The organism is Aeromicrobium changchenzhani (genome assembly GCF_057586615.1).
Map to the genome: position 1 here is coordinate 1448566 of NZ_CM172480.1, position 23472 is coordinate 1472037.

The 23472-nt window shown below is 60.9% G+C and carries 25 protein-coding genes; 15 read left to right on the forward strand and 10 right to left on the reverse strand.

What is annotated here, in order from left to right; genetic code table 11:
- Positions 1-79 precede the first annotated feature (79 nt).
- From AC2YB9_RS07325 to AC2YB9_RS07335, 3 genes are all read left to right on the forward strand, one after another.
- Entirely contained in the window at positions 80-757 is a 678-nt protein-coding gene (locus AC2YB9_RS07325) for a TetR/AcrR family transcriptional regulator (RefSeq protein ID WP_487268129.1), read from the forward strand.
- Positions 754-1683, forward strand: a complete 930-nt coding sequence (locus AC2YB9_RS07330) for a TIGR01777 family oxidoreductase (protein WP_487268131.1) — start codon at positions 754-756, stop codon at positions 1681-1683. Before AC2YB9_RS07325 ends, AC2YB9_RS07330 begins: the two co-directional genes overlap by 4 nt.
- Before the next feature lie 90 nt (positions 1684-1773).
- Positions 1774-2112 carry a hypothetical protein gene (locus AC2YB9_RS07335; protein WP_487268133.1) on the forward strand — a complete coding sequence of 113 codons (339 nt, stop codon included), beginning with the start codon at positions 1774-1776 and terminating at the stop codon, positions 2110-2112.
- A 37-nt stretch (positions 2113-2149) separates the two neighbouring features.
- Here the strand turns inward: AC2YB9_RS07335 and AC2YB9_RS07340 are convergent, their stop codons facing one another.
- On the reverse strand, positions 2150-2536 hold the full coding sequence (locus tag AC2YB9_RS07340) for a hypothetical protein (protein WP_487268134.1): 387 nt from the start codon (positions 2534-2536) through the stop codon (positions 2150-2152).
- A 409-nt stretch (positions 2537-2945) separates the two neighbouring features.
- Here AC2YB9_RS07340 and AC2YB9_RS07345 point away from each other — a divergent pair, with 409 nt between their 5' ends.
- The 3 genes from AC2YB9_RS07345 to AC2YB9_RS07355 are packed head-to-tail and all read left to right on the forward strand — an operon-like array spanning position 2946 to position 4039.
- A complete protein-coding gene (locus AC2YB9_RS07345) occupies positions 2946-3239 on the forward strand; it encodes a hypothetical protein (protein WP_487268135.1) in 294 nt (97 codons plus the stop codon).
- On the forward strand, positions 3211-3519 hold the full coding sequence (locus tag AC2YB9_RS07350) for a hypothetical protein (RefSeq protein WP_487268136.1): 309 nt from the start codon (positions 3211-3213) through the stop codon (positions 3517-3519). The genes AC2YB9_RS07345 and AC2YB9_RS07350 overlap by 29 nt, the downstream gene beginning before the upstream one ends.
- Before the next feature lie 13 nt (positions 3520-3532).
- Positions 3533-4039, forward strand: coding sequence for an HNH endonuclease signature motif containing protein (locus AC2YB9_RS07355; RefSeq protein WP_487268138.1), 507 nt, complete (start codon positions 3533-3535; stop codon positions 4037-4039).
- Positions 4040-4047: 8 nt separating this feature from the next.
- On the opposite strand, the gene AC2YB9_RS07360 is transcribed toward AC2YB9_RS07355, so the two are convergent.
- Genes AC2YB9_RS07360 through AC2YB9_RS07380 form a run of 5 tightly spaced genes read right to left on the reverse strand, consistent with a single transcriptional unit; the run spans position 4048 to position 7435 of the window.
- Positions 4048-4515, reverse strand: coding sequence for a GNAT family N-acetyltransferase (locus AC2YB9_RS07360; RefSeq protein WP_487268140.1), 468 nt, complete (start codon positions 4513-4515; stop codon positions 4048-4050).
- Positions 4512-4907, reverse strand: coding sequence for a Fur family transcriptional regulator (locus AC2YB9_RS07365; protein ID WP_487268141.1), 396 nt, complete (start codon positions 4905-4907; stop codon positions 4512-4514). Before AC2YB9_RS07365 ends, AC2YB9_RS07360 begins: the two co-directional genes overlap by 4 nt.
- Entirely contained in the window at positions 4900-5775 is an 876-nt protein-coding gene (locus tag AC2YB9_RS07370) for a metal ABC transporter permease (RefSeq protein WP_487268142.1), read from the reverse strand. The genes AC2YB9_RS07365 and AC2YB9_RS07370 overlap by 8 nt, the downstream gene beginning before the upstream one ends.
- Positions 5775-6539, reverse strand: a complete 765-nt coding sequence (locus AC2YB9_RS07375; RefSeq protein ID WP_487268143.1) for a metal ABC transporter ATP-binding protein — start codon at positions 6537-6539, stop codon at positions 5775-5777. Before AC2YB9_RS07375 ends, AC2YB9_RS07370 begins: the two co-directional genes overlap by 1 nt.
- A complete protein-coding gene (locus AC2YB9_RS07380; RefSeq protein WP_487268145.1) occupies positions 6536-7435 on the reverse strand; it encodes a metal ABC transporter substrate-binding protein in 900 nt (299 codons plus the stop codon). The genes AC2YB9_RS07375 and AC2YB9_RS07380 overlap by 4 nt, the downstream gene beginning before the upstream one ends.
- Before the next feature lie 191 nt (positions 7436-7626).
- Between AC2YB9_RS07380 and AC2YB9_RS07385 the strand changes: the two genes are divergently transcribed.
- The 3 genes from AC2YB9_RS07385 to dusB all read left to right on the forward strand — a co-directional run bounded on the left by AC2YB9_RS07385 (position 7627) and on the right by dusB (position 10861).
- Positions 7627-9015, forward strand: a complete 1389-nt coding sequence (locus tag AC2YB9_RS07385; protein ID WP_487268147.1) for a glycine--tRNA ligase — start codon at positions 7627-7629, stop codon at positions 9013-9015.
- A 25-nt stretch (positions 9016-9040) separates the two neighbouring features.
- Positions 9041-9613, forward strand: coding sequence for a hypothetical protein (locus AC2YB9_RS07390; protein ID WP_487268149.1), 573 nt, complete (start codon positions 9041-9043; stop codon positions 9611-9613).
- Between the two features lie 105 nt (positions 9614-9718).
- Positions 9719-10861 carry a tRNA dihydrouridine synthase DusB gene (gene dusB / locus AC2YB9_RS07395; RefSeq protein WP_487268151.1) on the forward strand — a complete coding sequence of 381 codons (1143 nt, stop codon included), beginning with the start codon at positions 9719-9721 and terminating at the stop codon, positions 10859-10861.
- A 90-nt stretch (positions 10862-10951) separates the two neighbouring features.
- Here the strand turns inward: dusB and AC2YB9_RS07400 are convergent, their stop codons facing one another.
- Both AC2YB9_RS07400 and AC2YB9_RS07405 read right to left on the reverse strand, forming a co-directional pair.
- Complete coding sequence (locus AC2YB9_RS07400) at positions 10952-12235, reverse strand: PH domain-containing protein (protein WP_487268152.1); 1284 nt, start codon at positions 12233-12235, stop codon at positions 10952-10954.
- Entirely contained in the window at positions 12219-12710 is a 492-nt protein-coding gene (locus AC2YB9_RS07405) for a PH domain-containing protein (RefSeq protein WP_487268154.1), read from the reverse strand. Before AC2YB9_RS07405 ends, AC2YB9_RS07400 begins: the two co-directional genes overlap by 17 nt.
- Positions 12711-12824: 114 nt before the next feature.
- Here AC2YB9_RS07405 and AC2YB9_RS07410 point away from each other — a divergent pair, with 114 nt between their 5' ends.
- The 3 genes from AC2YB9_RS07410 (at position 12825) to AC2YB9_RS07420 (ending at position 17146) form a co-directional block, all read left to right on the forward strand.
- Positions 12825-13025 carry a hypothetical protein gene (locus AC2YB9_RS07410; RefSeq protein WP_487268156.1) on the forward strand — a complete coding sequence of 67 codons (201 nt, stop codon included), beginning with the start codon at positions 12825-12827 and terminating at the stop codon, positions 13023-13025.
- A 66-nt stretch (positions 13026-13091) separates the two neighbouring features.
- A complete protein-coding gene (smc, locus tag AC2YB9_RS07415; RefSeq protein WP_487268157.1) occupies positions 13092-16697 on the forward strand; it encodes a chromosome segregation protein SMC in 3606 nt (1201 codons plus the stop codon).
- Positions 16694-17146, forward strand: a complete 453-nt coding sequence (locus AC2YB9_RS07420) for an acyl-CoA thioesterase (RefSeq protein WP_487268158.1) — start codon at positions 16694-16696, stop codon at positions 17144-17146. Before smc ends, AC2YB9_RS07420 begins: the two co-directional genes overlap by 4 nt.
- A gap of 60 nt (positions 17147-17206) precedes the next feature.
- Here the strand turns inward: AC2YB9_RS07420 and AC2YB9_RS07425 are convergent, their stop codons facing one another.
- The gene (locus AC2YB9_RS07425) at positions 17207-17971 is read right to left on the reverse strand and encodes an IclR family transcriptional regulator (protein WP_487268159.1); all 765 of its coding nucleotides are present in this window, start codon (positions 17969-17971) and stop codon (positions 17207-17209) included.
- A gap of 189 nt (positions 17972-18160) precedes the next feature.
- Here AC2YB9_RS07425 and AC2YB9_RS07430 point away from each other — a divergent pair, with 189 nt between their 5' ends.
- Together AC2YB9_RS07430 and AC2YB9_RS07435 are read left to right on the forward strand one after the other, a co-directional pair.
- Complete coding sequence (locus AC2YB9_RS07430) at positions 18161-18877, forward strand: CoA transferase subunit A (protein ID WP_487268160.1); 717 nt, start codon at positions 18161-18163, stop codon at positions 18875-18877.
- Between the two features lie 3 nt (positions 18878-18880).
- Positions 18881-19519, forward strand: a complete 639-nt coding sequence (locus AC2YB9_RS07435) for a CoA transferase subunit B (protein ID WP_487268161.1) — start codon at positions 18881-18883, stop codon at positions 19517-19519.
- A gap of 62 nt (positions 19520-19581) precedes the next feature.
- Here AC2YB9_RS07435 and AC2YB9_RS07440 read toward each other — a convergent pair whose 3' ends face one another.
- The gene (locus AC2YB9_RS07440) at positions 19582-21423 is read right to left on the reverse strand and encodes a sigma-54-dependent Fis family transcriptional regulator (protein WP_487268162.1); all 1842 of its coding nucleotides are present in this window, start codon (positions 21421-21423) and stop codon (positions 19582-19584) included.
- Between the two features lie 169 nt (positions 21424-21592).
- Here AC2YB9_RS07440 and AC2YB9_RS07445 point away from each other — a divergent pair, with 169 nt between their 5' ends.
- Complete coding sequence (locus AC2YB9_RS07445) at positions 21593-23443, forward strand: hydantoinase/oxoprolinase family protein (protein ID WP_487268164.1); 1851 nt, start codon at positions 21593-21595, stop codon at positions 23441-23443.
- The last annotated feature ends 29 nt before the right edge of the window (positions 23444-23472 follow it).

Consider the following 23472-nt stretch of genomic DNA (forward strand, 5'->3'; position numbering starts at 1 on the left):
GATCGGGCTTTCAATTTCTTGAACGCGTTCAATAATTTCTGCTAGCCTCTATTTGAACACGTTCAAATAAGGAGCAGTCGTGAGCGCCACTAGCAATGAAACTCGAGAGCTATTGATTGAAACAGCTTTACGGCTGTTCCGCGAGCAGGGCTTCCAGGCGACGACGATGCGTCGCATCGCAAGTGAAGCGGGAGTCTCGCTCGGCAACGCGTACTACTACTTCGCCGGCAAAGATGAACTCGTACATGAGTTATATGTCGTTATCCAGCGTGAGCATCGGGACCGGGTGCTGCCGCAACTGCGCGATGATGCGCCGTTGGCGGACAATCTGCGCACCGTGCTTCACAGCGGGCTCGATGTCATGGCGGCCTATCACGGCTTCGGCACGTCATTCGTGCAGATTGCGCTGCCCGCCTCGGCCCGGACCAGTCCATTTTCGGCTGAGTCCAGTGTGGCCCGGGAGATGGCTGTCGACCTGATGCGACAGGTCGTGGAGCGGTCGCATCAGCGTCCGCCAGGTGCGCTCCGTGAGCAACTGCCTTCGCTGCTGTGGCTCGTTTATCTCGGGATCACCTTGCACTGGGTCATCGATAGTTCGCCCGATCAGCAACGCACGCGGACACTCGTCGACGGGGTGGCGCCGATCATTGCCAAGACGATCGGCCTGTCGCGCCTGCCCTTCGCCCGCAGTTTGGTCGAGGATGTGGTCACGTTGATGACGGGGCTCGGTCGGACGCCTCAGGCGGTGACACGATGAGCGCGCTTCATACGGCCGTCATTGCAGGTGCTTCGGGCTATATCGGGCAACATCTGCGTAATTCCCTTGAGGCGGATGGGGTGCGCGTTCGTACGATTGGCCGTGGGCCGTCCAGCGACGCGATGTGGGGTGACCCGAAAAGCCTCATCGACGTACTTGATGGCGCGGATCTCGTCGTCAACCTAGCCGGTCGTTCGGTCAGTTGTCGCTACAACAAGCGCAATGCCGATGCGGTCCTCTCCTCGCGAACCGAAACGACTGCGGCGCTGGGGTACGCAATTGCGGAAACGTCGGTGCCGCCTGCGTTGTGGATCAATTCGAGCACTGGGACGATCTACCGCGACGCGCGTGATCGCGCGATGGATGAGAAAAGTGGCGAGCTCGGCTCGGGATTCTCAGTGGCGGTGGCACGTGCTTGGGAGCGCGAATTGTTCGACGCACCAGCTGCCATACGGAAAGTTGCGCTGCGGATGTCGATTGTCTTGGGTGCCGGGGGTGGTGCGATCAATCCGTTCATCAACCTCGCACGGATCGGGTTTGGCGGCCGGATGGGTGACGGTGGCCAGATGTTCAGCTGGATCCATGTCGACGATGTGGCCCGCGCAGTCGTCCATCTTTTCGAGCACGATGAAATTTCTGGACCGGTGAATGTTGCGGCTCCACAGGTGCTCACGAATGCTGCGATGATGCGGGACGTGCGCGCAGCGCTAGGTCGGAACAGGGGAGTGCCGGCTCCACGGTGGGTCCTCGAGTTCGGCGCCCGCGTGATCCGTACCGAGACCGAACTTGTCCTCAAGAGTCGATGGCTCGAGTCGAAGGTTCTGGTTGACTCGGGCTTCGATTTTGCCTATCCGACCTTGCCACTCGCACTTGCTCAGATCGCCGACGAGACTCCGCGCGGATTGCTTCCCGTGGCGCTCGGCTAGCACTAGTTGAGGAGCACGAAAGCAGCCAGGCCCGGGGTGTCGCTAGTGAGATAGCGCGTGGGTCAGTCCCATGACATTAGGATCGTCGACATGATCCTCAGAGGCCTCCTGCTAGCTGCATTGGCTTCGGCAATGCTCGTGGGATGTAGTGGAAACACGGACTCGTGCGCGGAGTCGAAGCCGATGACAAGTGGGGAGTCCGCGAAGGTGTCAGTCGAGGTCGTAACGAAGCCGGGTTTGGGGGCAAACATCGTCGGAACCCTCGATGTGAACGGCGGGCTGTACACGATGCCGGTCAAGGACCTCGGGCCTGAAACAGATCTGCCGGTTGGCACCTACGACGGCGTCGTGCGCAAGCACAAGGGCGACCTGACGCTTGATATTGAAGGTGAGTCGCTTCGATTATCAGGACCGGAAGACTGCGACTGAACCAGTATTGCCGCCGCAGCAGTCTCTCCCGATACGTCTAGTGCGGAGCGATGCCCGCGCGCTCATTAGTCGACCTTCGTCGACGAACGCTGGCGAAGACAAAAGCCACCGCGAACGGGACCACCAAGCCCACACCCACGCCGGAATAGGCATAACGATCCGACTTACTAGCGCATGCTGAATCAATTTTTTCTTGGTTCGGCGGATACTCGCCGCCCATGGAGCCGTTTTGTTTTAGGAAGGTGACGTCGTACGCGGAGCCGCAGAACGAGTCAGCGGTGGAACCGTTGCCTCGGATGGGTACGTGGATATCCGCAGTGAGTAAAAGCAAGCTGCCCACAATCGCGATGGGCGCCAGTAGCAGGGCGATCAGTGCGGGCGGCGTTAACCGTCGTGCGTGGCCGGGCTCGATCATGGGCTTCACTATCCCACCGTTAATCCCAGTGGATGGCCTAACTCGCGTTCGGCTACCTACTTGGTGATAAACGTCCTACTTTTCCACTGATTGTCTGGGCCGGATTGTTGGTGTGGGTGGCTGTCAGTGGGGGCGGCTAGCGTGTAGGTATGTTCGAAATCGTGGCTTCGGGAGCGGTGCTGGACACCGTCCAGAGTCATGACTTTGATAGCCCAGATGACCCGATGGGGGCTGAGCGAATCGATGCGATTACCGCCCTCGATCGGGCGATTAGGGCAGCGCAGGCCGAGCAAGCTGTGCAGGTCGCGGCATTGCATGATTCGCGTTCTGCGGCGGCCAAGATTGCGCGTGAAGACCCATCGCTGTCGGTGGGGGCACCTCCCTGGACGCAGTCCTTGGGGGAATCGGCGAACTCGGCATGGCACGCAACATCTCACCATCAGCGGCCGCAACCCACTACGGCTTCGCAGTCGGCCTCGCACGGCTTCCCAAGATCGCTACGGTGTTCGCAGCTGGCGGGATTAGCGAGCAGGGCGCAAAGCTGGTTGTGAAAGAGTCCACCGGGCTGACCCTGGTGCAGTGCGGAATGCTCGATGAGCGTCTTGCTCCACGCCTCGCTGGTATGACGGCTCGTAAGGCTCAGAGCCTGGCCCGGTCTGGGGGCACCTCCCTGGACGAAGTCCTTGGGGGGCACGATCAGTATCGATGCTGATGCCGCCTACGAACGCGCCAAGGCCAACCGTCTGGATCGGTTCGTTTCGTTGTTCGGCGACCGTGACGGCACCGCAATCCTCCAAGTCCGTGGACCCGCAGAACAACTCGTGGCCACCTACAAGTCACTCGATGCGGCCGCAGCCTCGGCCAAAGCCGCTGGCGATCCCCGCACGCGCGGACAGGTGTGGGGGCACCTCCCTGGACGAAGTCCTCGGGGGATTCGACGAGATGGTTCTCCGCACGACTGGTCAGAAAACTGTCGACGGCGCGAACATTGAACTCGGTGTCGTCATGAGCGTGGGCACCATGTTTGGGACCGAACAACTACCCGCTATTCTCGCTGGCTATGGCCCGATCCCCGCCGACCTGGCCCACGACCTGGTCGCCGCCGGCCATCAGGCCTGGATCCGCAGACTGCTCACCGACCCGGCCACCGGGTCACTGGTTGATTGCGACCCCAAACGACGCCGCTTCACCGGCCCACTCAGGCACCTGATCTCGACCCGCGACCGCACCTGCCGCCAACCGGGCTGCACGTGTCGGATCAGTCAATATGACCACATCCGACCATTTCACGGCGACAACGGCCCCACGACCCTCGACAACGGTCAAGGCCTCTGCACCAGGTCCCACACGTTGAAACATTTGCCCGGCTGGAAGATCACCGGCAATGGCTCGGGCGACATCGTGTGGCGCACCCCAACCGGCCACAACTACACCTCAAAACCAGAACCAATCATCGAATACCAACCCCGGCCACCCAAACCACCACGCCCACCCGGCCACCTACGCCAATAGGCCAGTTTTTACGAACAGCTGGATCTTGGTGGCACACGAGTCATGGGGACATGATGGATACCGGCCTCATCGAAGTTGGGACCGGAGCGAACGTAGCCGAAACGCTCGTACCAGTGCTCGAGATAGGCCTGCGCGTTGAGTTTGAGGACACCGGCGCCAAACCGGTCCGACACCTCCTGCATCAATCGTCCTGATAGGCCCTGGCCTCGGATGTCCTTACGGGTACACACGCGACCAATTTTCAGGTAGCCATCGCCAGCGAGCATTCGCAAATAGCTGGTCGGCCCGGAATCATCACTGAGCCAGATATGGATTGTGTCGGCGCACAGATCGAGGTCGTCGACATCGACGTCCTCGACATGTTGCTCGAATGCGAAGACCGCATCACGGACCTTCCAGATCGCATAGACCTCGGCGGCGGTCAACTCATTGCCACGGCGGCAGCAGCTGGGGTCAGCGATGGGGTAGCCGTTCATGCTTTCGGGACGCAGTCCGCGCAGGTGCCAAAGACCTCGAGGGTATGGGCAACATCGACGAAGCCGTGTTCGCCAGCGATCTTGTCGGCCCAACGCTCGACCGTTGGCCCGTCAACCTCAACTGCACGCCCGCAGGAGCGGCATACTAGGTGATGATGATGGCCCGAACTGCATTGGCGATAGAGCACTTCGCCCTCGTCATTACGCAGCGCATCGACCTCAGCGGCATCGGCCATCGCCTGCAGATTCCGGTAGACGGTGGATAGCCCGATCGACTCGCCACGATGCTTGAGCGCGTCATGGATCTCCTGTGCACTGGAGAACCCTTCGAGGTCGGCAAGAATCGCGACGACAGCACGGCGCTGTCGAGTGTTGCGTGGTATTTCAACCATGACTGATCCTCCCCATCGGTGTAGCTGAGTTCAAATCTAGCCGGGCCAGCCGGCGGTGACGAACTGCACGTACGAACCCGCCAAGGGGTGTGATGACGGCGAAGACTGCGAGCGCGAGGATCACGATTGTCGGTCCGGGCTGGGTGTCGAACTGATAACTCGACATAACGCCGAAGACTGCGGCGAACAGCCCGAGAATCATGGCGAGACCGAAAGTTGTGCGAAAGCTCCGGGTCAACTGCTGGGCGGTTGCCACTGGAACGACCATGAGTGCCGACACCAGCAACAGCCCGACCGTGCGCATCGCCACCGCGATCGTAACTGCCGCCAGCACCGCGATCAGAATCCCATAGAAGCGCACCGGAAGTCCGCTGACCTTGGCGTGTTCCTCGTCCTGACACACCGCAAACAACTGGGGCGCGAGGCCGATCGTGAGCACCAGCACCACGACGCCAAGCACACCAACGATCCACAGATCGATTGGTTTGACCGTGATGACGGAGCCGAACAGGAAGTTGTTGAGGGTGGCCGCACCGCCACCGGCGAGGTTGATCAACAGAACACCGCCGGCAATACCGCCGTAGAACAACATTGCTAGGGCGACGTCGCCGCTCGTACGTCCATAGGCGCGCAGCAATTCGATGACAATTGCGCCGACCGTGGCGACGGCGACGGCCGTGAGCAGGGGTGCGACATTGGTGAGCAGGCCAAGCGCGACACCGGTCAGCGCGACGTGGCCGATGCCGTCGCCGAGCAGCGCCAACCGTCGTTGCACCAAATAGGTGCCGATCGCCGGTGCGGTCAGCCCGGTGAACAACGCGGCAAGTAGCGCGCGTCGCATGAAGTCGTGGTGGAGCAGTTCGAGCATCAGCGCCAGATCCCTTCGGGACTTAGCGTGCGGGTGGTCGGCGGCTGGCCGGTATGGGCATGGACGTGACTGTGTTCGGGGTCGTTGATGCCGCTCACCGAGCCGGAGTATTCGACCTGACCGTTGTGCAGGACAACGGCGCGATCGATCAGCTGCTCCATCGGGCCGAGTTCGTGCGCGACCAGAAGAACCGACGTGCCCGAATCGACCAGTCCGCTGAGTAGCTCAGCCAGCGACTCCTGGTTGTCGTGATCCACACCGGCAGTTGGTTCGTCCATGACCAGCAAGTCTGATTGGGCTGCCAGTGCGCGAGCGATGAGCACTCGTTGTTGCTGTCCACCAGACAGATCGGTGACCGAATCATGCAGCCGATCGGCCAGTCCCACGCGTTCGACCGCATCGAGCACGGCGTCGCGGTCGACGTCATTGCGTCGGGTGAAGAGCCTGCGCCGCGCAAGCCGCCCGCTCATGACGACTTCCTCGACCGTCGATGGGACGCCCGAGGTGGCCGCCGAGTGCTGTGGCACGTAGCCCAGCCGTTGCCATTGCGAGAACTGCGCCAGTGGAGTCCCGAACAATTCGATCGAGCCAGACGCAAGTGGCACGAGACCGATCGCCGCACGGACAAGGGTTGACTTGCCCGAGCCGTTGGTTCCGAGCAGAGCCACGAACTCGCCTGCGGCGACGTCGAGATCGACATGATGGAGCACCGGGCGCCCACCCAGGTTAACCACGGCATCACGGATCTTCAATGGCGCGCTCATCGGCAAGCCTTCTCAAGGGCGGCGAGGTTCTTGGCCATCAGCGTCAGGTAAGTCTCGTTTGCGGTTTTGTCGCTGAGCCCCTCGATCGGGTCAAGTACTGCGGTCTTTGCTCCCGTCGAGCGCGCGACCGTCTCGGCAATTGCCGGGCTGATGAGCTCCTCAGTAAAGATCGTGGTGATTTTCTCCTTACGCACGAGTTTGGTGATGTCGGCGAGTTGGGCCGGTGACGGTTCATTGCTGGGGTCGATGCCGGCAATCGGGACCTGTTCGAGTCCATAACGGGCGGTGAGGTACCCGAACGCCGCATGGGTCGTGATGATTTTACGAATCCGGCAGTTGGCCAGGCCGCTCTGAAACGAGTCGTCGAGTTGTTGGAGCTTGGTGATCAAAGCCGTGGAATTGGCGGCATACGTCGAAGCGTGTGCGGTGTCGAGCGCTGACAACTTGGCGTCGACTGCCTTCGTCACCGCGATCATGTTCTGTGGATCGAGCCAGAGGTGCGGGTCGTCGCCATGTTCACCGCTTCCGGCTGCGCCCTTCTTCAGGGGTCGCATCGTAACAAGTTTGGTGACGTCGATGGTGGTCGAGTTGGACCGATCCGCAATGTCGATCGCACTGTCGACAGCCGCCTGGAAGTGTTTCGTGTAGATCACCAGATCGGCGTTTTGCACGGCACCGACCTGCTTGGGCTTGAGTTCGAGATCATGCGGCTCGACCCCGGGAGAGGTGAGATTCTCGACGTTGACTAGCGTTCCACCGACCTGCTCGACAATGAACGCGAATGGATAGAACGAGGCGACAACCTGTGTCTTGTCACTGCTACCCGTTGGCGACGAACCACAACCTGCGACCATGAGAAGCGCGGTGGCTAGAGCCGTAAAAATCTTGATCTTCATGACAATGATTCTCATCTATATTGGGAATGATTGTCAAATGGAGGAGCAGAACATTTCTAGGATTCGCGGCTGGACAGCGCGGAGATGGGCAAATTTCGAATAGATGTGGATCACGATAGGCTGGGCAGACCTTGGGCGTACGTGGTTCCGACGACGTACTCAGGCCCACCGACACCCAGCCGGAGGAACACATGGCTCCCTCAACCGTCGATACCGTCGTCAGTCTCTGCAAGCGCAGGGGCTTCGTCTACCAATGTGGAGAGATCTACGGCGGTACCAAGTCCGCTTGGGACTACGGACCGTTGGGCGTTGAGCTCAAGGAGAACATCAAGCGCCAATGGTGGCGCTCCATGGTGCAAGGCCGCGACGATGTCGTCGGCCTCGACTCGTCAGTCATCTTGCCGACTGCAGTGTGGGAGGCCTCCGGTCACCTCGCTGCCTTCGTCGATCCACTGATCGAGTGCCAGAGCTGTCACAAGCGTTACCGCCAGGATCACCTCCAGGAAGCGTATGCAGAGAAGAAGGGCATCGCCGATCCAGACACGGTCGACGTTGCGCTGATCGCCTGCGCCAATTGCGGCACCAAAGACGCCTGGACTGAGCCGCGTATGTTCAACGGCCTGCTCAAGACCTTCCTCGGACCAGTCGAGTCGGAGGAAGGGATGCACTATCTGCGACCCGAGACAGCGCAGGGCATCTTCGTCAACTTCTCCCAAGTCATGACGAGCGCACGCAAGAAGCCGCCCTTTGGAATCGGCCAGATCGGCAAAAGCTTCCGCAACGAAATCACCCCCGGCAACTTCATCTTCCGCACCCGCGAGTTCGAGCAGATGGAAATGGAGTTTTTCGTCAAGCCCGGCACCGACGAAGAGTGGCATGACACGTGGATTCAAACCCGGATGGACTGGTACACCGATCTGGGCATCGACCCGGAAAATCTGCGCCTGTTCGAACACCCGCAGGAGAAGCTGTCGCACTACTCCAAGCGGACTGTCGACATCGAATACAAATTCCAGTTTCAGGGTTCGACCTGGGGCGAGCTCGAGGGCGTCGCTAACCGTACGGACTTTGACCTCAAGACTCACAGTGAGCATTCCGGGCGGGACCTGTCCTACTTCGATCAGGCCAACAACGAGCGCTGGACGCCATACGTCATCGAGCCGGCTGCTGGCGTCAACCGGTCGATGATGGCGTTCCTCGTGGATGCGTACGCCGAGGACGAAGCGCCCAATGCCAAGGGCGGCGTCGACAAGCGGACCGTGCTCAAACTTGATCCGCGCCTCTCGCCGGTCAAGGCGGCCATCTTGCCGCTTTCGCGCAATGAAGCGCTGTCGCCGAAGGCCCGTGACCTCGCCACCGAGCTGCGTCGCTGCTGGAATATTGATTTCGATGACGCGCAAGCGATCGGTAAACGCTACCGCCGGCAAGATGAGATCGGTACGCCGTTCTGCATCACGGTCGACTTCGACACGCTCGACGACCAGGCTGTCACGGTGCGCGAGCGCGATTCGATGACTCAGGAACGGGTCGCCCTGGATCAGATCCAGGGCTACCTAGCGGCGCGCCTCATCGGTTGTTGAGCCAAATCTGGGCGAGACTGGCAGCGTGAAAATGACACGTGTTCTGGTGCTGGTGTTGGCGGTCCTGCTGGTGGCTGGTGGCTGTTCCAAGGCCGAGAAGAAAGTCGAAACACCGGTCCCGAAGGGTTTTGAGTTGCCGAGCGGGGTCACGCTGACCAAAGGCGGCAGCGCTATGGCACCAGGCAAGCCCGCAACGGTCATCTACAAGATTGCGGACCAGACACGAAGCGTCATCACAGTCGCGGTTGATTCGATCAAAAAAGGCAAAATTAAGGACTTCAAGTTCTTCTCCCTTGATGACGACACCTTGGCCTCAACGCCCTACTACGTCACCGCATCGATCAAGAACCTAGGCCCGGCGGGTCTCGGCGGATCGCCAGTTCCGCTGTATGCCCATGATTCGACTAACTCGATTGCCCCGCCAAATCAGTTGGTCGGCGACTTTGCGCCTTGCCCGCGCGGTGCACTGCCGTCGAGTTTCTTGCCTGACGCCACCGCTAAGGTGTGCCTCGTCTACCTGATCCCCAAGGGTGCGACTCTCCAAACGATCGACTTGCAGACGGCCGACCAAAAGGATCCGATCACCTGGCAGCCATGACACCCGTTCATCGGACTGCGCATTTGGCGTCGTTGCCGGCATGACTCGGGGGTGCTGGTTGGCCGGGATTGGTGAGGACCGAGCGACACTGCGATAATTGGGGCCATGACCATATCCACGTTGCCCGGGCCGTTGCGCCTCGGCGGCCTCGAAGTCGAGACGCCCGTCGTACTCGCTCCGATGGCTGGTGTGACAAATGCGTCCTTTCGGCGGTTGTGCAATGAGCAAGGCGCGGGCCTGTATGTCTGCGAGATGATCACCTCACGTGGAATCGTCGAGGGCGATAAGACCAGCATCGCGATGTTGGCGTTCGACGCGAGTGAGAAGATCCGCTCGGTCCAGCTATATGGGATCGACCCGGTCTACATCGGCAAGGCAGTCGAAATCCTGTGCGCCGATCATGGTGTGGACCACGTCGACCTGAATTTCGGCTGTCCGGTCCCGAAGGTCACCCGTAAGGGTGGGGGAGCGGCGTTGCCGTGGAAGTCCACGTTACTCGGTGAGATTCTCGCCGCTGCAGTGTCTGCGGCCGCGCCATATGGCGTTCCGGTCACGATGAAGACGCGCAAGGGTATCGACGACGACCACCTGACCTTTCTTGACGCCGGTCACATCGCCGAGGACACCGGATGCGCGGCGATCGCGCTGCACGGTCGTACGGCGGTGCAGCATTATTCGGGGCGGGCCGACTGGTCATCGATCGCGGAACTGAAGGCCGCGGTGGGCATACCGGTGCTCGGCAACGGCGATATCTGGGAAGCTGCTGACGCGATCCGTATGGTCGAGGAGACCGGCTGCGACGGGGTTGTCGTCGGACGGGGCTGCCTTGGTCGGCCCTGGCTGTTCCGCGATCTTGCGGCCGCCTTCGCGGGCAAGGATGTGCTCGAACTGCCCGCACTCGGCGCCGTCATGACCGTCATGCGGCGGCACGCGCACCTGCTGGGGGAACTGATGGGCGAGGAACGCGGTTGCGTTGAGTTCCGCAAACACATCGCTTGGTATCTCAAGGGATTTCGCGCCGGCGGCACCGTCCGAAGCCAATTGGGGATGGTGTCCTCCTATGATGCGCTTGACGAACTTCTCGACCGGCTCGATCCGACCGAGCCGTATCCGATTGCCGAACTCGGCACCCCCCGTGGGCGCCAGGGCAGTCCCAAACGAGTCGTCGTCCCCGACCATTGGCTCGACAGCCGGGAGTTGACCGGTGCGATGGATCCTGCGGCAGAAGACGGCACGTCCGGCGGCTAACCCTCGCCATCGCCAAGATTTGGCGGATTTGAACCCGAAATCCGAAGAAAAACCCCGGAAAATGGGATAAAACCCGCCAAATCTTGGGGACTAGCGGGCGCGGGCGACTCGTGCGCGATCGAGTTGGGCGAATGTCTCATCGCGGGCGTCGGCCAGATCGAGGTGGCGGCAGCCCGCATTGACGGGGCCCTTTGGGCTGTGGACCTCAAGCGAAGCGACCCCACGCCAGCGTTGCAGTGGTCCCTGGCGGACTGCCACGGACTGTGTTTTGTGGTGCGGCACGATGTCGGTCGTACGCTGGATCCAGCCAGTGCGCGAAACAAAGTTGTCGTCATCGGCACCAACGCCACGAAAGCGCCAACCGATCGGAGCGAAGATCCACGACCGCTTCGGCACCGGTATCAGCTGAATCGTTTGTGGATCGGCACCTCGCAGCAAGCGGCCGATGACATCGACCGCGAGGGCAGGGTCGGCGATCGGCAGCAGCGTCGAATCGGCGTTCGAGCCCGAATCGCCGCTCTCATTCGCATAGCCGGCGACGTCGACCTCAAGACGTTGCCAGCCAAAGTGGCGCCAGACGAACGGCTCTTTGATTGCGATGCCTTGCACGCGCCCGGTCGGGATCGTTTGGGAAGTCCGTGAGAACAGACCGCGTTGTATTCGCAGCCCGCGCGAACTCCGGGTGAGGGTGAATCCCCACTGCTGCAGCACCCGGTGCGCAATGATCTGCAACAACCAAGATCCGAGCGGAATAATGCCGCCGAGCACGGCGAGGATCTGGCCGAACCACAGACCCAGGACGACGAGCGCGACCGCAGCGATCGTCGCGAACAAGAAATCCAGCGACAGAATCGTGCCGATCATGATCCGTTCGGGTGGGACCACCGCGATCACGTCGTGCGGCGCTACTTCTGTTGTCTCATCCGGCGCCGTGCCATGCGCGTGATCAAGCAACACAGTACGCAGTGATCGGGCATCGGCGAGTTTCAGGAAACGCAACGTCATACGCGAATCCTTGCCGCCGGCCATCTCGATACGGAGCTCGGCGAGGCCAAGAACCCGCGCGATCAATGGTTCGGCGATGTCAACCGATTGAATCCGTTCATACGGCATCCGACGTGACCGTTTGGTGAGGAAGCCCGAATTAATCCGAAGTTCCGTACCGTTGATTGTGTAGTGGGTGAACCACCAGCTGATCAGCCCTGCGCCTAATCCGAGGACGAGGCCGCCGGCAACGCCAATCAAGATGCCAAGGAATCCATTGCCATTTGTGATCGAACCGATGAGTCCGGCCGACGCGGCAACCGCCCACAGTGCGCCTTGGACGATCCCGGTCAGCGGGTGGGTCCGCAGGCCTTCAGAGTCCGGCGCCATGTGATTCACCCAGTTCGGTGAGCCGATTGCGCAGCCGGGTGGCCTCATCGGCGCTCAGGCCGGGAATGTCCGCAGCAGTCTCGCTACTCGCGGTGTGCAGAGTGACCGTCGCGATGCCGAACAGCCGATGTATCGGTCCGGCATTGACGTCGACGAACTGCATACGCCCGTAGGGCACGGCGACAAGGCGCTTGAACATGACTCCGCTGGTCACCAGCAGATCGTCATCACGTTCGGCGTAGCCCCAACGCGCGGTATTGCGCCCGGCCCAGAACCAGATCCATGCAGCAACCAGCCCAGCAAGGAGCGCAATCAGAATGACGAGCCACCACCAGCCAAGGACCACCGCGACAACGATGATTGCAACGAGGGCGACGAGCGCCAACGGAATAATGATGAGTATGCGCCGTACGGTGGCAAGTCGCGGTGAAACACGTTGCCAATTGCCGGCCGGGGGGCTGAAGAGATCATCCACGTTCCCAGCCTATGGCACGCGCTCAGTTGACCGTGACGGCCCGAAAGTGGGATATTGAGAGACGCAGAGGATCACTCTGCCCTTCCCCTTGAGCCCCATACCCGGAGGCATGTCATGGCCAAAGCCCTTGTCGGCTTCATCGGCGGACCTACGCTGGATCAAATCCGCGAGACCGCCCGTTTGCGCAACCGCATCACCGATCTCGAGACCGAGGTCCTGAGACTGAAGAATGAGAACGACGGACTGAATCGGGCCTTGGCCCAGCGCGTCGAGGAGTTCACGACAGCTGATTTGTTCGAGCCTGTCGCCCATTGACGCACTGAACCTAATAAGGTGGCTCCATAGTTCGTGCGCCGCTAAACCGCCGATCAGGAGTCAACGTTGTACCTTAAGAGCCTCACGCTGCGTGGGTTCAAGTCGTTTGCGTCCTCGACGACTTTGCAACTTGAGCCGGGCATCACCTGTGTGGTCGGCCCCAATGGCTCGGGCAAATCAAACGTCGTTGACGCGCTGTCCTGGGTCATGGGCGAGCAGGGCGCCAAATCGTTGCGCGGCGGCAAGATGGAAGACGTCATTTTCGCCGGTACGTCGGGCCGTCCGCCGCTCGGGCGGGCCGAGGTCGTTCTGACGATCGACAACGCCGATGGTGCGCTACCGATCGACTATTCCGAAGTCACAATCACTCGCACGATGTTCCGCAACGGCGGTTCGGAGTATGCGATTAACGGCAGTCATTGTCGGCTGCTTGACGTGCAGGAACTGTTGAGCGATTCAGGCATCGGTCGGGAGATGCACGTCATCGTCGGTCAAGGACAGCTTGACAGCGTGCTCCGTGCGACTCCCGAGGAACGGCGCGGTTTCATCGAGGAGGCCGCGGGGGTACTCAAACATCGCAAACGCAAGGAAAAGGCGGTCCGCAAACTCGATGCGACTGCCGGCAATCTGACCCGTCTCAACGACCTCTTGACCGAGCTTCGACGCCAGCTCAAACCACTGGGGCGTCAGGCCGAAGTGGCCCGCCGTGCCGCGGTCATTCAGGCCGATGTACGTGATTCGCGCGCACGCCTGTTGGCTGATGACCTAGCGACCGCGACCAAGGTACTGACCGAAGATCTGGCCGACGAATCGGCGCTGAAAGCGCGCCGCGCTTCGCTGGACTCCTCGATCGAGGCGGCCCGCAAGCAGGAAACCGGCTTCGAAGACCAATTGCGCACCGATTCGCCAGCGCTCTCGGCCGCCCAAGAGACCTGGTACAACCTCTCAGGACTGCGTGAACGTCTACGCGGTACCGCTGGGCTGGCCAATGAACGTGTCCGCGTTGCCGCGGTCGAGATCGATGAACGCCAGCACGGCCGCGACCCAGAGGAGCTTGAAGCCGATGCCGCGCAGGTTCAGGATCAACACCGGGCGATGACCGCGGCAGTCGCTGCTGCCACCGACGGGCTCGAGCGCGTAATCGCCGAGCGCGGCGAGGCCGAGACCGCTTACGCCGCTGAAGAACGCCGCGTGGCTGGCCTGCTGCGCGCCGCCGCGGATCGCCGTGAGGGACTTGCCCGATTGCACGGCCAGGTCAACACCCTCAAGAGCCGCGCCGAAGCCTCCGAACAAGAGATTGGCCGGTTGGATGCATCGCGCGCGGCAGCGCAAGAACGAGCGACGTCCGCGCGCAAGGAATTCACCACGCTTGAGAACAAAGTCGCCGGACTAGATGCCGGCGAAAGTGGCCTTGATGAGGAACATGAGGCTGCCGAAGACGAGCTCGCCAATATTTCAGCTCAGTTGTCGGCGATCAGCGTGAGGACCCAGGAAGCCGAGCGTGCCAATGCCGCGCTAGGCGCACGCAAGGATGCACTCGAGCTCGGGATGTCGCGCAAGGACGGTGCGGGCGCATTGCTCGCCGCAACCGACAAGGTCAGCGGACTGCTTGGTTCGGTGGCCGCGTTGTTGACGGTGCGAGACGGCTATGAAGCCGCGGTGGCCTCTGCGCTTGGTGAGGCCGCCGACGCGGTTGCCGTGGATCGACTGGACTCTGCTGTTTCGGCTATGCAACGGCTCAAGTCCGAGGATCTCGGCCGTGCCGGTCTGCTGCTTGGCGGCGGGGAGATCGACGATTCGACCTGGCCCGGGCTGCCCGATTATGCGACCTACGCGGTCGACATCATCGATGGGCCGAAGGCCCTGCAGGGCGCATTGCGCCGGCTCCTGTTCAAAGTCGCGGTCGTTGAGGATCTCGATGCGGCAAAAGCCTTGATCGAGCACGCCGCTGATGTTGTTGCGGTGACGCGCGACGGCGACCTTTTGGGCGCCTATTTCGCCTCTGGCGGTTCGAGCTCCAAGCAGAGCCTCATCGAAGTGCAGGCCGCGATCGACAAGGCCACCGTCGATCTTTCCGAGGCCACAGCGACATTGGAACGGCTCCGCTTTGAGCGGGCCGGGCTTGAGGTTGGTCAGGCCGAAGCGCAGAAACGCGCTGACGACGCCCTGGCCAAGCTGCACGAGTCGGATGCGACGATGGCCGCTGTCGCAGAAAATTTGGGCAACCTGCACGCCGCAGCTAGGAATGCCACCGCCGAGGCCGAGCGGCTGGCCACATCGATCGCCGCGGCCCAAGAAGCGCGCGACCGTGATGTCTCGGGTCTCGTCGAACTCGAGGATCGTCTTGAGCAGGCCGAACAGGCGCCCGATGAGGAACCCGACACCACAGTCCTCGAAGAGCTCGCTGAGGCTGCCGCAGGACACCGTCGAGCTGAGACCGATGCGCGACTGGCGCTGCGTACGAATGAGGAACGCGCGAAGTCACTAGCGGGCCAAGTGGAAGCCCTGTTTAAGGCCGCCGAGGCCGAACGCGAAGCGCGCATTGTGGCCAAGGAACGGCGCGAACGACAGATCCGGGAAGCCGCTGTGGCTCGGGCGGTCATCGCCGCCAGCGAGGTCGTGCTCGCGAAACTGGAAGTTTCGATCGGTCGGGCCGCCGAGCTCCGTACCGAGATTGAGACCGGCCGCGCCGGCCGCGAGGAGCAATTGCGCGTCGTACGCCAACAACTTCGTGATTTGAGCCTTGAGCTTGATCGGCTGACCGACACGGTTCACAAGGACGAGATGGCGCGCGCCGAACAACGGATGCGGATCGAGGCGCTGTCCCAACGCGCGCTGGATGAATTGGGGCTGGCCAGCGAAGCGCTGCTGAGCGAATATGGGCCGGACACCTTGATTCCGGCGCCACCGGCCGAGGATGCTGCTGAACCGGGTGACCCGCAGCCCGGTGAACTGCAGCCAGCTGAGCCGCAACCAGCTGAGCCGCAACCAGCTGAGCCGCAACCATATGTGCGCGAAGAACAACTCAAACGGCTCAAACTCGCCGAACGCTCAATGGCGATGCTAGGCAAGGTCAACCCGCTGGCGCTCGAGGAGTTCTCCGCATTGGAGGAGCGGCACAAATTCCTGTCTGAACAGTTGGAGGATCTGCGTAAGACTCGCCAAGACCTACTTGAAATCGTTGAGGAAGTCGACGCAAAAGTCGAACAGGTATTCACCGAGGCTTGGTACGACGTCGAACGTGAATTCGCCGATGTGTTCGCGCGACTATTCCCCGGTGGCGAAGGGCGAATCATGCTCACCGATCCGCAGAACATGCTGACTACCGGAATCGATGTTGAGGCCCGTCCACCGGGCAAGAAAGTCAAACGGCTGTCACTGCTGTCCGGTGGTGAACGTTCACTCGTTGCCGTGGCATTCCTGGTGGCGCTGTTCAAAGCCCGACCCAGCCCGTTCTACATTCTCGATGAGGTCGAGGCGGCGCTTGATGACACCAATCTCGGTCGATTGCTGGAGATCTACGAAGAGCTGCGAGCCGACTCCCAACTCATCGTCATCACGCACCAGAAGCGCACGATGGAAGTTGCCGATGCGCTCTATGGCGTCTCGATGCGCGGCGACGGAGTTTCGGCCGTCATCAGCCAGCGGCTTCGAGAGAATGACTCGGCATGATCGATCGGCGCGCGACCCGCGATCGCCCCTATAGGCAGTCCGATTTCGCGGTCCTGCAGCGCATCAGCACGCGCTGGGAGGATGAGGACATCTATGGGCATATCAACAATGTTGTCTATTACTCCTTCTTCGACACGGCGGTCAACGGTTATTTGATCGAAGCGAGCGAGACCGACATTCGCCGCCTTGCGGCGGTTGGTGTGGTCGCTGAGACGCGTTGCGAGTTCCTGCATCAATTGCGTTTTCCTGGCGAAGTGCGTGCGGGTATCGCGGTCGAGAAAATCGGCACCTCGAGCATCGTCTACCGGCTTGGCCTGTTCGCGAGTGAACAGGAAGAGCCAGCAGCGATCGGCCGCTTCGTGCATGTCTACGTCGATGCCGTAACCCGTGCGGTCACTCCGATTCCGCAATTGATCCGGGCTGTCGTCGCGCCGCTCGAGTTCGGCTAATTGGATGTCCCGGCAGACTCTAGAAATCGAGTCGCTCGCCGAATCTGGGCTAGGACTAGTTCAGCCTGAATGGTGGGTCATCTGTTTGCTGAGCGCGTGGGCTTCGTCGAGCAGAAGCTTACTGAGAATTGGTTGTCGTTTAGGTGAGAAGCGAGTTTGGATGCCGGTGAGACTGAGCGCCCACTGGGGGGAACCTGCGGTATCGAAGACTGCGGCGGCCATGCCCCAACTTCCTTCGACGATAAGCCCGGGGTTGAGCGAGCAGCCGCGCGAGCGGGCTTGTTCAACGCGTTGGAGGATCTCACCGGTGCTGTGATGAGTTCCCCAATCTTGTTCAAGCTGGGCTTGTTCGAGATGGTCTTGGATCTCACAATCTGGGAGGAACGCCAAGATAGCGAGCCCGGCCGAGGCGACGCCGAGTGGGAATCGGATTCCCTCGTGCAGGACATGGGAGCGGACTGGGAAGCTGCCGTCTTCACGAATCAGGCAGACCGTTTCGGGTCCGCGACGCACGGACAGGAATGCGCTTTCGCCGGTGTTGGCGGCAAGTCGACTGACGCTCGCACGTGCCCGGGTAGTGATGTCGTAACGGTTGGCGGCCGCGGCTCCCAGTAGATAAAGCTCGGCACCGAGGAACCAATCGCCGCTGTGTCGGTCACGATCGACGAACCCTTCAGCAAGGAGTTGATTGAGTTGCCGGTGGATAGTGGGCCGCGGGATGCCGATCGCCCGCGCAATGTCCGTGGTTGCCGCGCCGACATTGCCGGTGCGTGCGAGGTGGCGCAAGATTTGGCTGCTGCGTCCAAGCACGCTGACCGCATTCATCTGAACATCCTTCCGGTCATTGAGTGAACGTTTATCTGGCGCTTGTTCGAACAGCGAGAAGATTTCTTGCACTGTGCAGGTCCCATAGCATCATAGTCCCAGTTAATAGAGCCAGTTAATAGAGCTAGTTTTCCGCCACGTCGATAGCGTTCATTGAATGACCGTGCGGATGTTAAAAGGAGAGTTGTCATGGCCAAAAGAGCAACCGATGCTCGAGAAGTACTTGCTGCTGTCCTGCACGATGGGATGACAATTGCCGTTGGCGGCTTTGGCTTGTGTGGTGTGCCGAATGATCTGATCGAAGCAGTACGCGACTCAGGCGTACGTGATCTCACGCTGGTATCAAACAACATGGGCATTGACGGCAAAGGTCTCGGCATCTTGTTGGACAATAATCAGGTCAGCAAAGTCATCTCGTCCTATGTGGGCGAAAACAAACTCTTCGCCCGGCAATACTTGGACGGCACTCTGCAAGTCGAGTTCGCCCCACAAGGAACGCTTGCCGAACGGTTACGTGCCGGTGGCGCAGGTATCGCCGCGTTCTACACTCCGACGGGTGTCGGGACCCCGGTCGCTGATGGCAAACCCACCGAAGTCTTCGATGGAAAGACATACGTGCTTGAGCGCGGAATCATCGCTGATGTGTCTCTGGTCCATGCCTACCGCGCTGACCTCGAAGGCAACCTCCTCTACCGTATGGCCGCGCGCAATTTCAACCCTTTGGTCGCGACCGCGGGACGCGTCACCGTGGTCGAAGCCGAACATGTGACTGCCGAATTTATCGATCCCGACCGTGTCATGACACCGGGCATCTTCGTCAATCGGATCATCGAAGCACGGCCGCGGGTCAAAGACATCGAACAACGCACCGTGCGCCCGCGCACGGCCCAACGAATTGAGGCATGAACCATGGCATGGACTCGTGAACAGATGGCAGCAATCGCCGCCCACGAACTCAAAGACGGAGACTACGTCAACCTCGGGATTGGCATCCCAACACTGGTCGCTAACTACGTCCCCGAAGACATGAAGGTCTTTCTGCAGAGCGAGAACGGACTGCTCGGTATGGGACCGTTCCCCTTCGAAGGCGACGAAGACCCTGATCTGATCAACGCTGGCAAACAGACTGTGACCACCCTCGATGGCGCAAGCTTCTTCGACTCGGCTACGTCCTTTGCAATGATCCGTGGCGGACACGTCGACCTCTCTGTCTTGGGCGCACTTCAGGTTTCCGCCAACGGTGATCTGGCGAACTGGACCGTGCCTGGCAAACTTGTCAAAGGCATGGGCGGCGCCATGGACCTTGTCGCGGGCAGCCGTCGCATCGTGGTGCTTACCGACCATGTTGCTAAAGACAGCACCCCAAAGATCGTCGAAACCTGCACGCTACCGCTGACTGGCGCCGGCGTCGTCAACCGCATCATCACCAACCTGTGTGTTCTCGACGTCACCAACCAAGGGCTGAAACTAGTCCAGACCTGCCCGGGCATGGACCACACAAAGATCCAACAACTCACCGGCGCAGCAATTGCAAAGATCGCTGCCTGATTGGGCGACAACTTAAGCCGCCCGACGAAAGTCCCCGTACCAACCGCGACGGCCGAACCCGTCTAGACCGACGTAATACCGAAACTTTTTAGCTTGCGGTAGAGCGATGAACGGGCGATGCCGAGCGCAGCGGCGGCATGTACGCGGTTGCCCGCAGTATCGCGCAATGCCGACACGATCATGTCGCGTTCCATCGATTCCATGCCCGAAAGCTGCCTAATGGAGCCGCTGTGGCAATAGCCGGGAAGGTCGTCGACCTGTATCTCGCCGACCGGCCTACGCGAAAGCGCTTCGGTTAATGCCGACTCGAGATGGCGAATGTTGCGCGGCCACGTGTAACGAGCAAGAACTCGCATGGCCGCCGGGCTTATGGTCACGTGCTGTTGGCCTGCGAGGCGTGTGATGAGCTGGTCGACGACTGCTGGTAGGTCAGCCAACCGGTGACGCAGGGGTGGGACCGTAACAGCGCTCGTGAAAGCGGGCAGTAGCCGGCGAAACGGCAATGCCGACTCAAGATTGGCATCGTTGATAGTGGCTGCGTACCGTGTTGTCGGATGCTCTGCACCGATCGCGGTGAGCCATGCCTGGAGCGACTCTATGGCCTGTTCATGCAGCAAATCGAAGTTTTTCAGCACAAAGAGGGTTGGATTAGATTTATCTGCCGGAGAGAGGCGAAGCTCTGTGGCGCACTCCATCTCCTCGGGCTGGATCACGGTCACGGTGCCTTCGGGGTGCAACCGCATGAAGATCTCGGTTGCCAGGGAAGCCTTGCCACAGCCCTGCTCGCCCATCAAGAGGAGGCCTCCTTCGTGGGCCATCGCTGCCGCGACTCCATCGCTGGCCTTCGTCCACAATGCTGATTGTCGATCTCGCGCTGCGCTGCTGATTTTGTTGTTCACTGCGGCGTGCTTTGCCGCCACTGCCGCGCTGGTCGGCACGTCAACGAAGTGATCGCCGAGAAGCGAGGTGTCGATGGCACTCGAAGTCAGCTCAGCCACGATGTCGACGGCGACCACGATCCCGGCAATATCGGCACCCACGACAATGCGCGTCCCGCGGACCCGCGCTACCTTTCCGGAAGGCAGCTCGATCTGCTCCACTGACTGGTCGTGTCGAAGCATCAGCCAGCGGGCGTGCTCGTGGATCATGCTCTGTTCCTCGGCGTCGAACAGGCTTTGAGCCATGGCGTTGCCCATTACAACAGTTCCTCCGATGGCCATGACTGCACCACGGGTCCGAGCGTCTAGCCGGATGAAGGTCTCGAACAAGGCCTGTTGGCACTGGCTTCGGTCGACCAAGAGATTGCGCTCAATGTCATGTGCCGCCGACATCGCCAGTGAGTGCATCAGTGGACTCGAATCCTCGGTCAGGCAGCTGATATCCAGCACTCCCTCGACACGCCCGGTCAGCGGATCACGAATGGGACTGCCCGAGCACGCGAAAGGCTGCAGTTGCTCGTTGAAGTGCTCTGGCCCGACGATCGTAACGGGCTTGCCGGATTCGAATACCGTGCCGATACCGTTGGTCCCGATCGAACCCTCTGCGTAGTTGAAACCGGGAGCGAGCGAGATGCTGTCAAGCCTCGCCCCGATTTTCGGGCCGCTGTCGGACCGGCTCAGGATGCGCGCTTTGTTGTCGGTCAGCACAATGCTGAGCGAAATACTCGAAGTCTCGTTCTCGAGGCGATCGATCACGGACTGTGAGCACCGGACCAGCCTGCTGGAGACGTCCAGATCCTGGTGGTAGATCGCTCGAGCGTTCGACGCGTCCACACCTGCAGAGACAGATCGCGCCCATGAGGCGGCGACAATGGCGGGGACCGCGTCCGGACTCGTTCGGCCGGAACTCAGGAAATCGGCACGTGCGTCGGCAACCTCGGTCCATCGTTTGGCCAACTCGCGCATACGCCCTCCTCAGGGGGTTGTCCTCGGTAACCATCCTCTAGTCCTGCCGAATTGCCAAGAAACCTCGGTGTCCGAATGTGAGACAGGTCACGGGATGAGACCTGGGTCACGGTGGGTATGTCGCAAACATCCGCAGCGATTCGACCCGCGCATCATGCAAAGGACTCTCATGGAACGGCTCATCAACATCGACAACGGTGGGACTCTCACCGATATCGTCGTGGGTAGTGGAGTGGACTTCACATTCACCAAGACACTCACCACGCCCGTCGATCTCTCGCAGTGTCTCTTCGACGGGATCACGAAGGCGTCTGCCGAACTCTTCGGCGAGGCTGATCTGCCGCGGCTCCTGCACTCGACCCGTCACATCCGCTACTCGTCTACCCAAGGGACCAACGCTCTTGTCGAGCGCAAAGGCCCACTTATTGGTCTCATCACCGACGATGCCGGGCTGGCCGACGCGTTACGATCGTCGACAGAATCGCGCTCACTATTCGACGACCTGATCGGTACCCGAATCTCGGTGCTACCCGCGTCCGAAGACGAGGACGAGCTGATCGCGACCCTTGTGGCGGAGATCAACCGGTTGACCACAGCGGGCGCTGAGCGACTCGTCGTCGCAGCAAGCAGCCTTGAACGGGAGCATTTGTACAAGCGTGCAATGCTCAAGAATTTCCCGCGTCACCTCCTTGGTTCCGTGCCAATTCTCTTTTCGTGGGAGTTTGCCAGCGACACGTCGCGGGAGCGTCAGATATGGTCCGGCATCATCAACACGTTCCTGCATCCCACGGTTGAACGGTTCCTCTACAGCGCCGAGCACCGCCTGCGTGCACACAAGGTCAAGAACCCGCTGTTGATCTACCGCAACGACGGCGCGTCATCTCGGGTGGCGAAGTCTGTGGCGCTCAAAACATACTCGTCTGGCCCGCGCGGCGGTCTAGAAGGAACACGAGCCCTCGCCGAGGCATACGGGCTAGAAAACGTCCTCATGATTGACGTCGGCGGCACGACGACCGACGTCGGCACCGTCAACCACTTTACGATCGCAGCGGACCGGCGCGGTTCGGTCCGCGGGGTCGACATTTCCTACGAGATGAGTAACGTGCGTTCGGCGGGTATCGGCGGCAGCTCGATCATCGAGGTACGTGACGGCGAAATTACGGTGGGACCGGAAAGCGTTGGGGCGGCGCCGGGGCCAGCCTGCTTCGGATTCGGCGGCACCCAAGCAACGATCACCGACGTCAATCTGTTGTTGGGCGTGCTGGATCCGACGACATACCTCAACGGTGAGATGGCGCTGGATTCCGATCGTGCAAGAGCTGTGGTCGCTACGACCATCGCCGAGCCGCTCGGCATCAGCGTCGAGGAGGCGCTCGTGCGGATGGAAGCGACCTACTCGCGTGTCATGTCGGAGTCCTTCGCCGATCTTGTAAGCAACGCCGACACTACTGTGGCTGCTTTTGGTGGCGGAGGTCCGATGAACGCTTGTGCTGCAGCAAGAATCGCGGGGGTTCATCAGGTCCTGGTTCCGCGTCTGGCGGCCGTCTTCTCAGCGTTCGGGATCAGCTTCTCCGACATCGCCCAGAGTTACGAGAGCAACGTGTCCGGACAGAGCGTCGAGCAACTCGCTGAAACACGCAAAACGTTGGAGGCCAAAGCCTCGCGCGACATGTTCCAGGAGGGCCATGACCTGGCCGCCTGCGACTTGAAATGGGACATGCTGACCGAAGACGGTCAACAGATTCTCTCGCTCAAGGCGACTTTCGCACTGCCACACCCCACCATTCTGGGCGGTTTGCCCGACATCAAGAGCGATGCCGTGCCATCTGGCACCCGGCAGGTCCGCTCCTCGGCGACACAGGTCGATGAGGTGGTGGTCTACCAGCTCGAGGACCAGGTTCCCGGAGCCGCGGCGTCGGGCCCCGCAATTGTAGAAGGCCCCTTCTTCACCGCGCGTGTGCCGCGGGGATGGGCTTTAGACGTCTCCGCGGCCGGCGATCTGCTCCTGACCGACAACTGACCATCCATAACCATCCATCTGAACACCAC

Bases quoted from the DNA above. Each gene is read 5' to 3' on its own strand.
- AC2YB9_RS07330 (WP_487268131.1), top strand. From the start codon at position 754: ATGAGCGCGCTTCATACGGCCGTCATTGCAGGTGCTTCGGGCTATATC.
- AC2YB9_RS07335 (WP_487268133.1), top strand. From the start codon at position 1,774: ATGATCCTCAGAGGCCTCCTGCTAGCTGCATTGGCTTCGGCAATGCTC.
- AC2YB9_RS07345 (WP_487268135.1), top strand. From the start codon at position 2,946: ATGGCACGCAACATCTCACCATCAGCGGCCGCAACCCACTACGGCTTC.
- AC2YB9_RS07355 (WP_487268138.1), top strand. From the start codon at position 3,533: ATGAGCGTGGGCACCATGTTTGGGACCGAACAACTACCCGCTATTCTC.
- AC2YB9_RS07360 (WP_487268140.1), bottom strand. From the start codon at position 4,515: ATGAACGGCTACCCCATCGCTGACCCCAGCTGCTGCCGCCGTGGCAAT.
- AC2YB9_RS07365 (WP_487268141.1), bottom strand. From the start codon at position 4,907: ATGGTTGAAATACCACGCAACACTCGACAGCGCCGTGCTGTCGTCGCG.
- AC2YB9_RS07370 (WP_487268142.1), bottom strand. From the start codon at position 5,775: ATGCTCGAACTGCTCCACCACGACTTCATGCGACGCGCGCTACTTGCC.
- AC2YB9_RS07375 (WP_487268143.1), bottom strand. From the start codon at position 6,539: ATGAGCGCGCCATTGAAGATCCGTGATGCCGTGGTTAACCTGGGTGGG.
- AC2YB9_RS07380 (WP_487268145.1), bottom strand. From the start codon at position 7,435: ATGAAGATCAAGATTTTTACGGCTCTAGCCACCGCGCTTCTCATGGTC.
- AC2YB9_RS07385 (WP_487268147.1), top strand. From the start codon at position 7,627: ATGGCTCCCTCAACCGTCGATACCGTCGTCAGTCTCTGCAAGCGCAGG.
- dusB (WP_487268151.1), top strand. From the start codon at position 9,719: ATGACCATATCCACGTTGCCCGGGCCGTTGCGCCTCGGCGGCCTCGAA.
- AC2YB9_RS07400 (WP_487268152.1), bottom strand. From the start codon at position 12,235: ATGGCGCCGGACTCTGAAGGCCTGCGGACCCACCCGCTGACCGGGATC.
- AC2YB9_RS07410 (WP_487268156.1), top strand. From the start codon at position 12,825: ATGGCCAAAGCCCTTGTCGGCTTCATCGGCGGACCTACGCTGGATCAA.
- AC2YB9_RS07420 (WP_487268158.1), top strand. From the start codon at position 16,694: ATGATCGATCGGCGCGCGACCCGCGATCGCCCCTATAGGCAGTCCGAT.
- AC2YB9_RS07425 (WP_487268159.1), bottom strand. From the start codon at position 17,971: ATGAATGCGGTCAGCGTGCTTGGACGCAGCAGCCAAATCTTGCGCCAC.
- AC2YB9_RS07430 (WP_487268160.1), top strand. From the start codon at position 18,161: ATGGCCAAAAGAGCAACCGATGCTCGAGAAGTACTTGCTGCTGTCCTG.
- AC2YB9_RS07435 (WP_487268161.1), top strand. From the start codon at position 18,881: ATGGCATGGACTCGTGAACAGATGGCAGCAATCGCCGCCCACGAACTC.
- AC2YB9_RS07440 (WP_487268162.1), bottom strand. From the start codon at position 21,423: ATGCGCGAGTTGGCCAAACGATGGACCGAGGTTGCCGACGCACGTGCC.
- AC2YB9_RS07445 (WP_487268164.1), top strand. From the start codon at position 21,593: ATGGAACGGCTCATCAACATCGACAACGGTGGGACTCTCACCGATATC.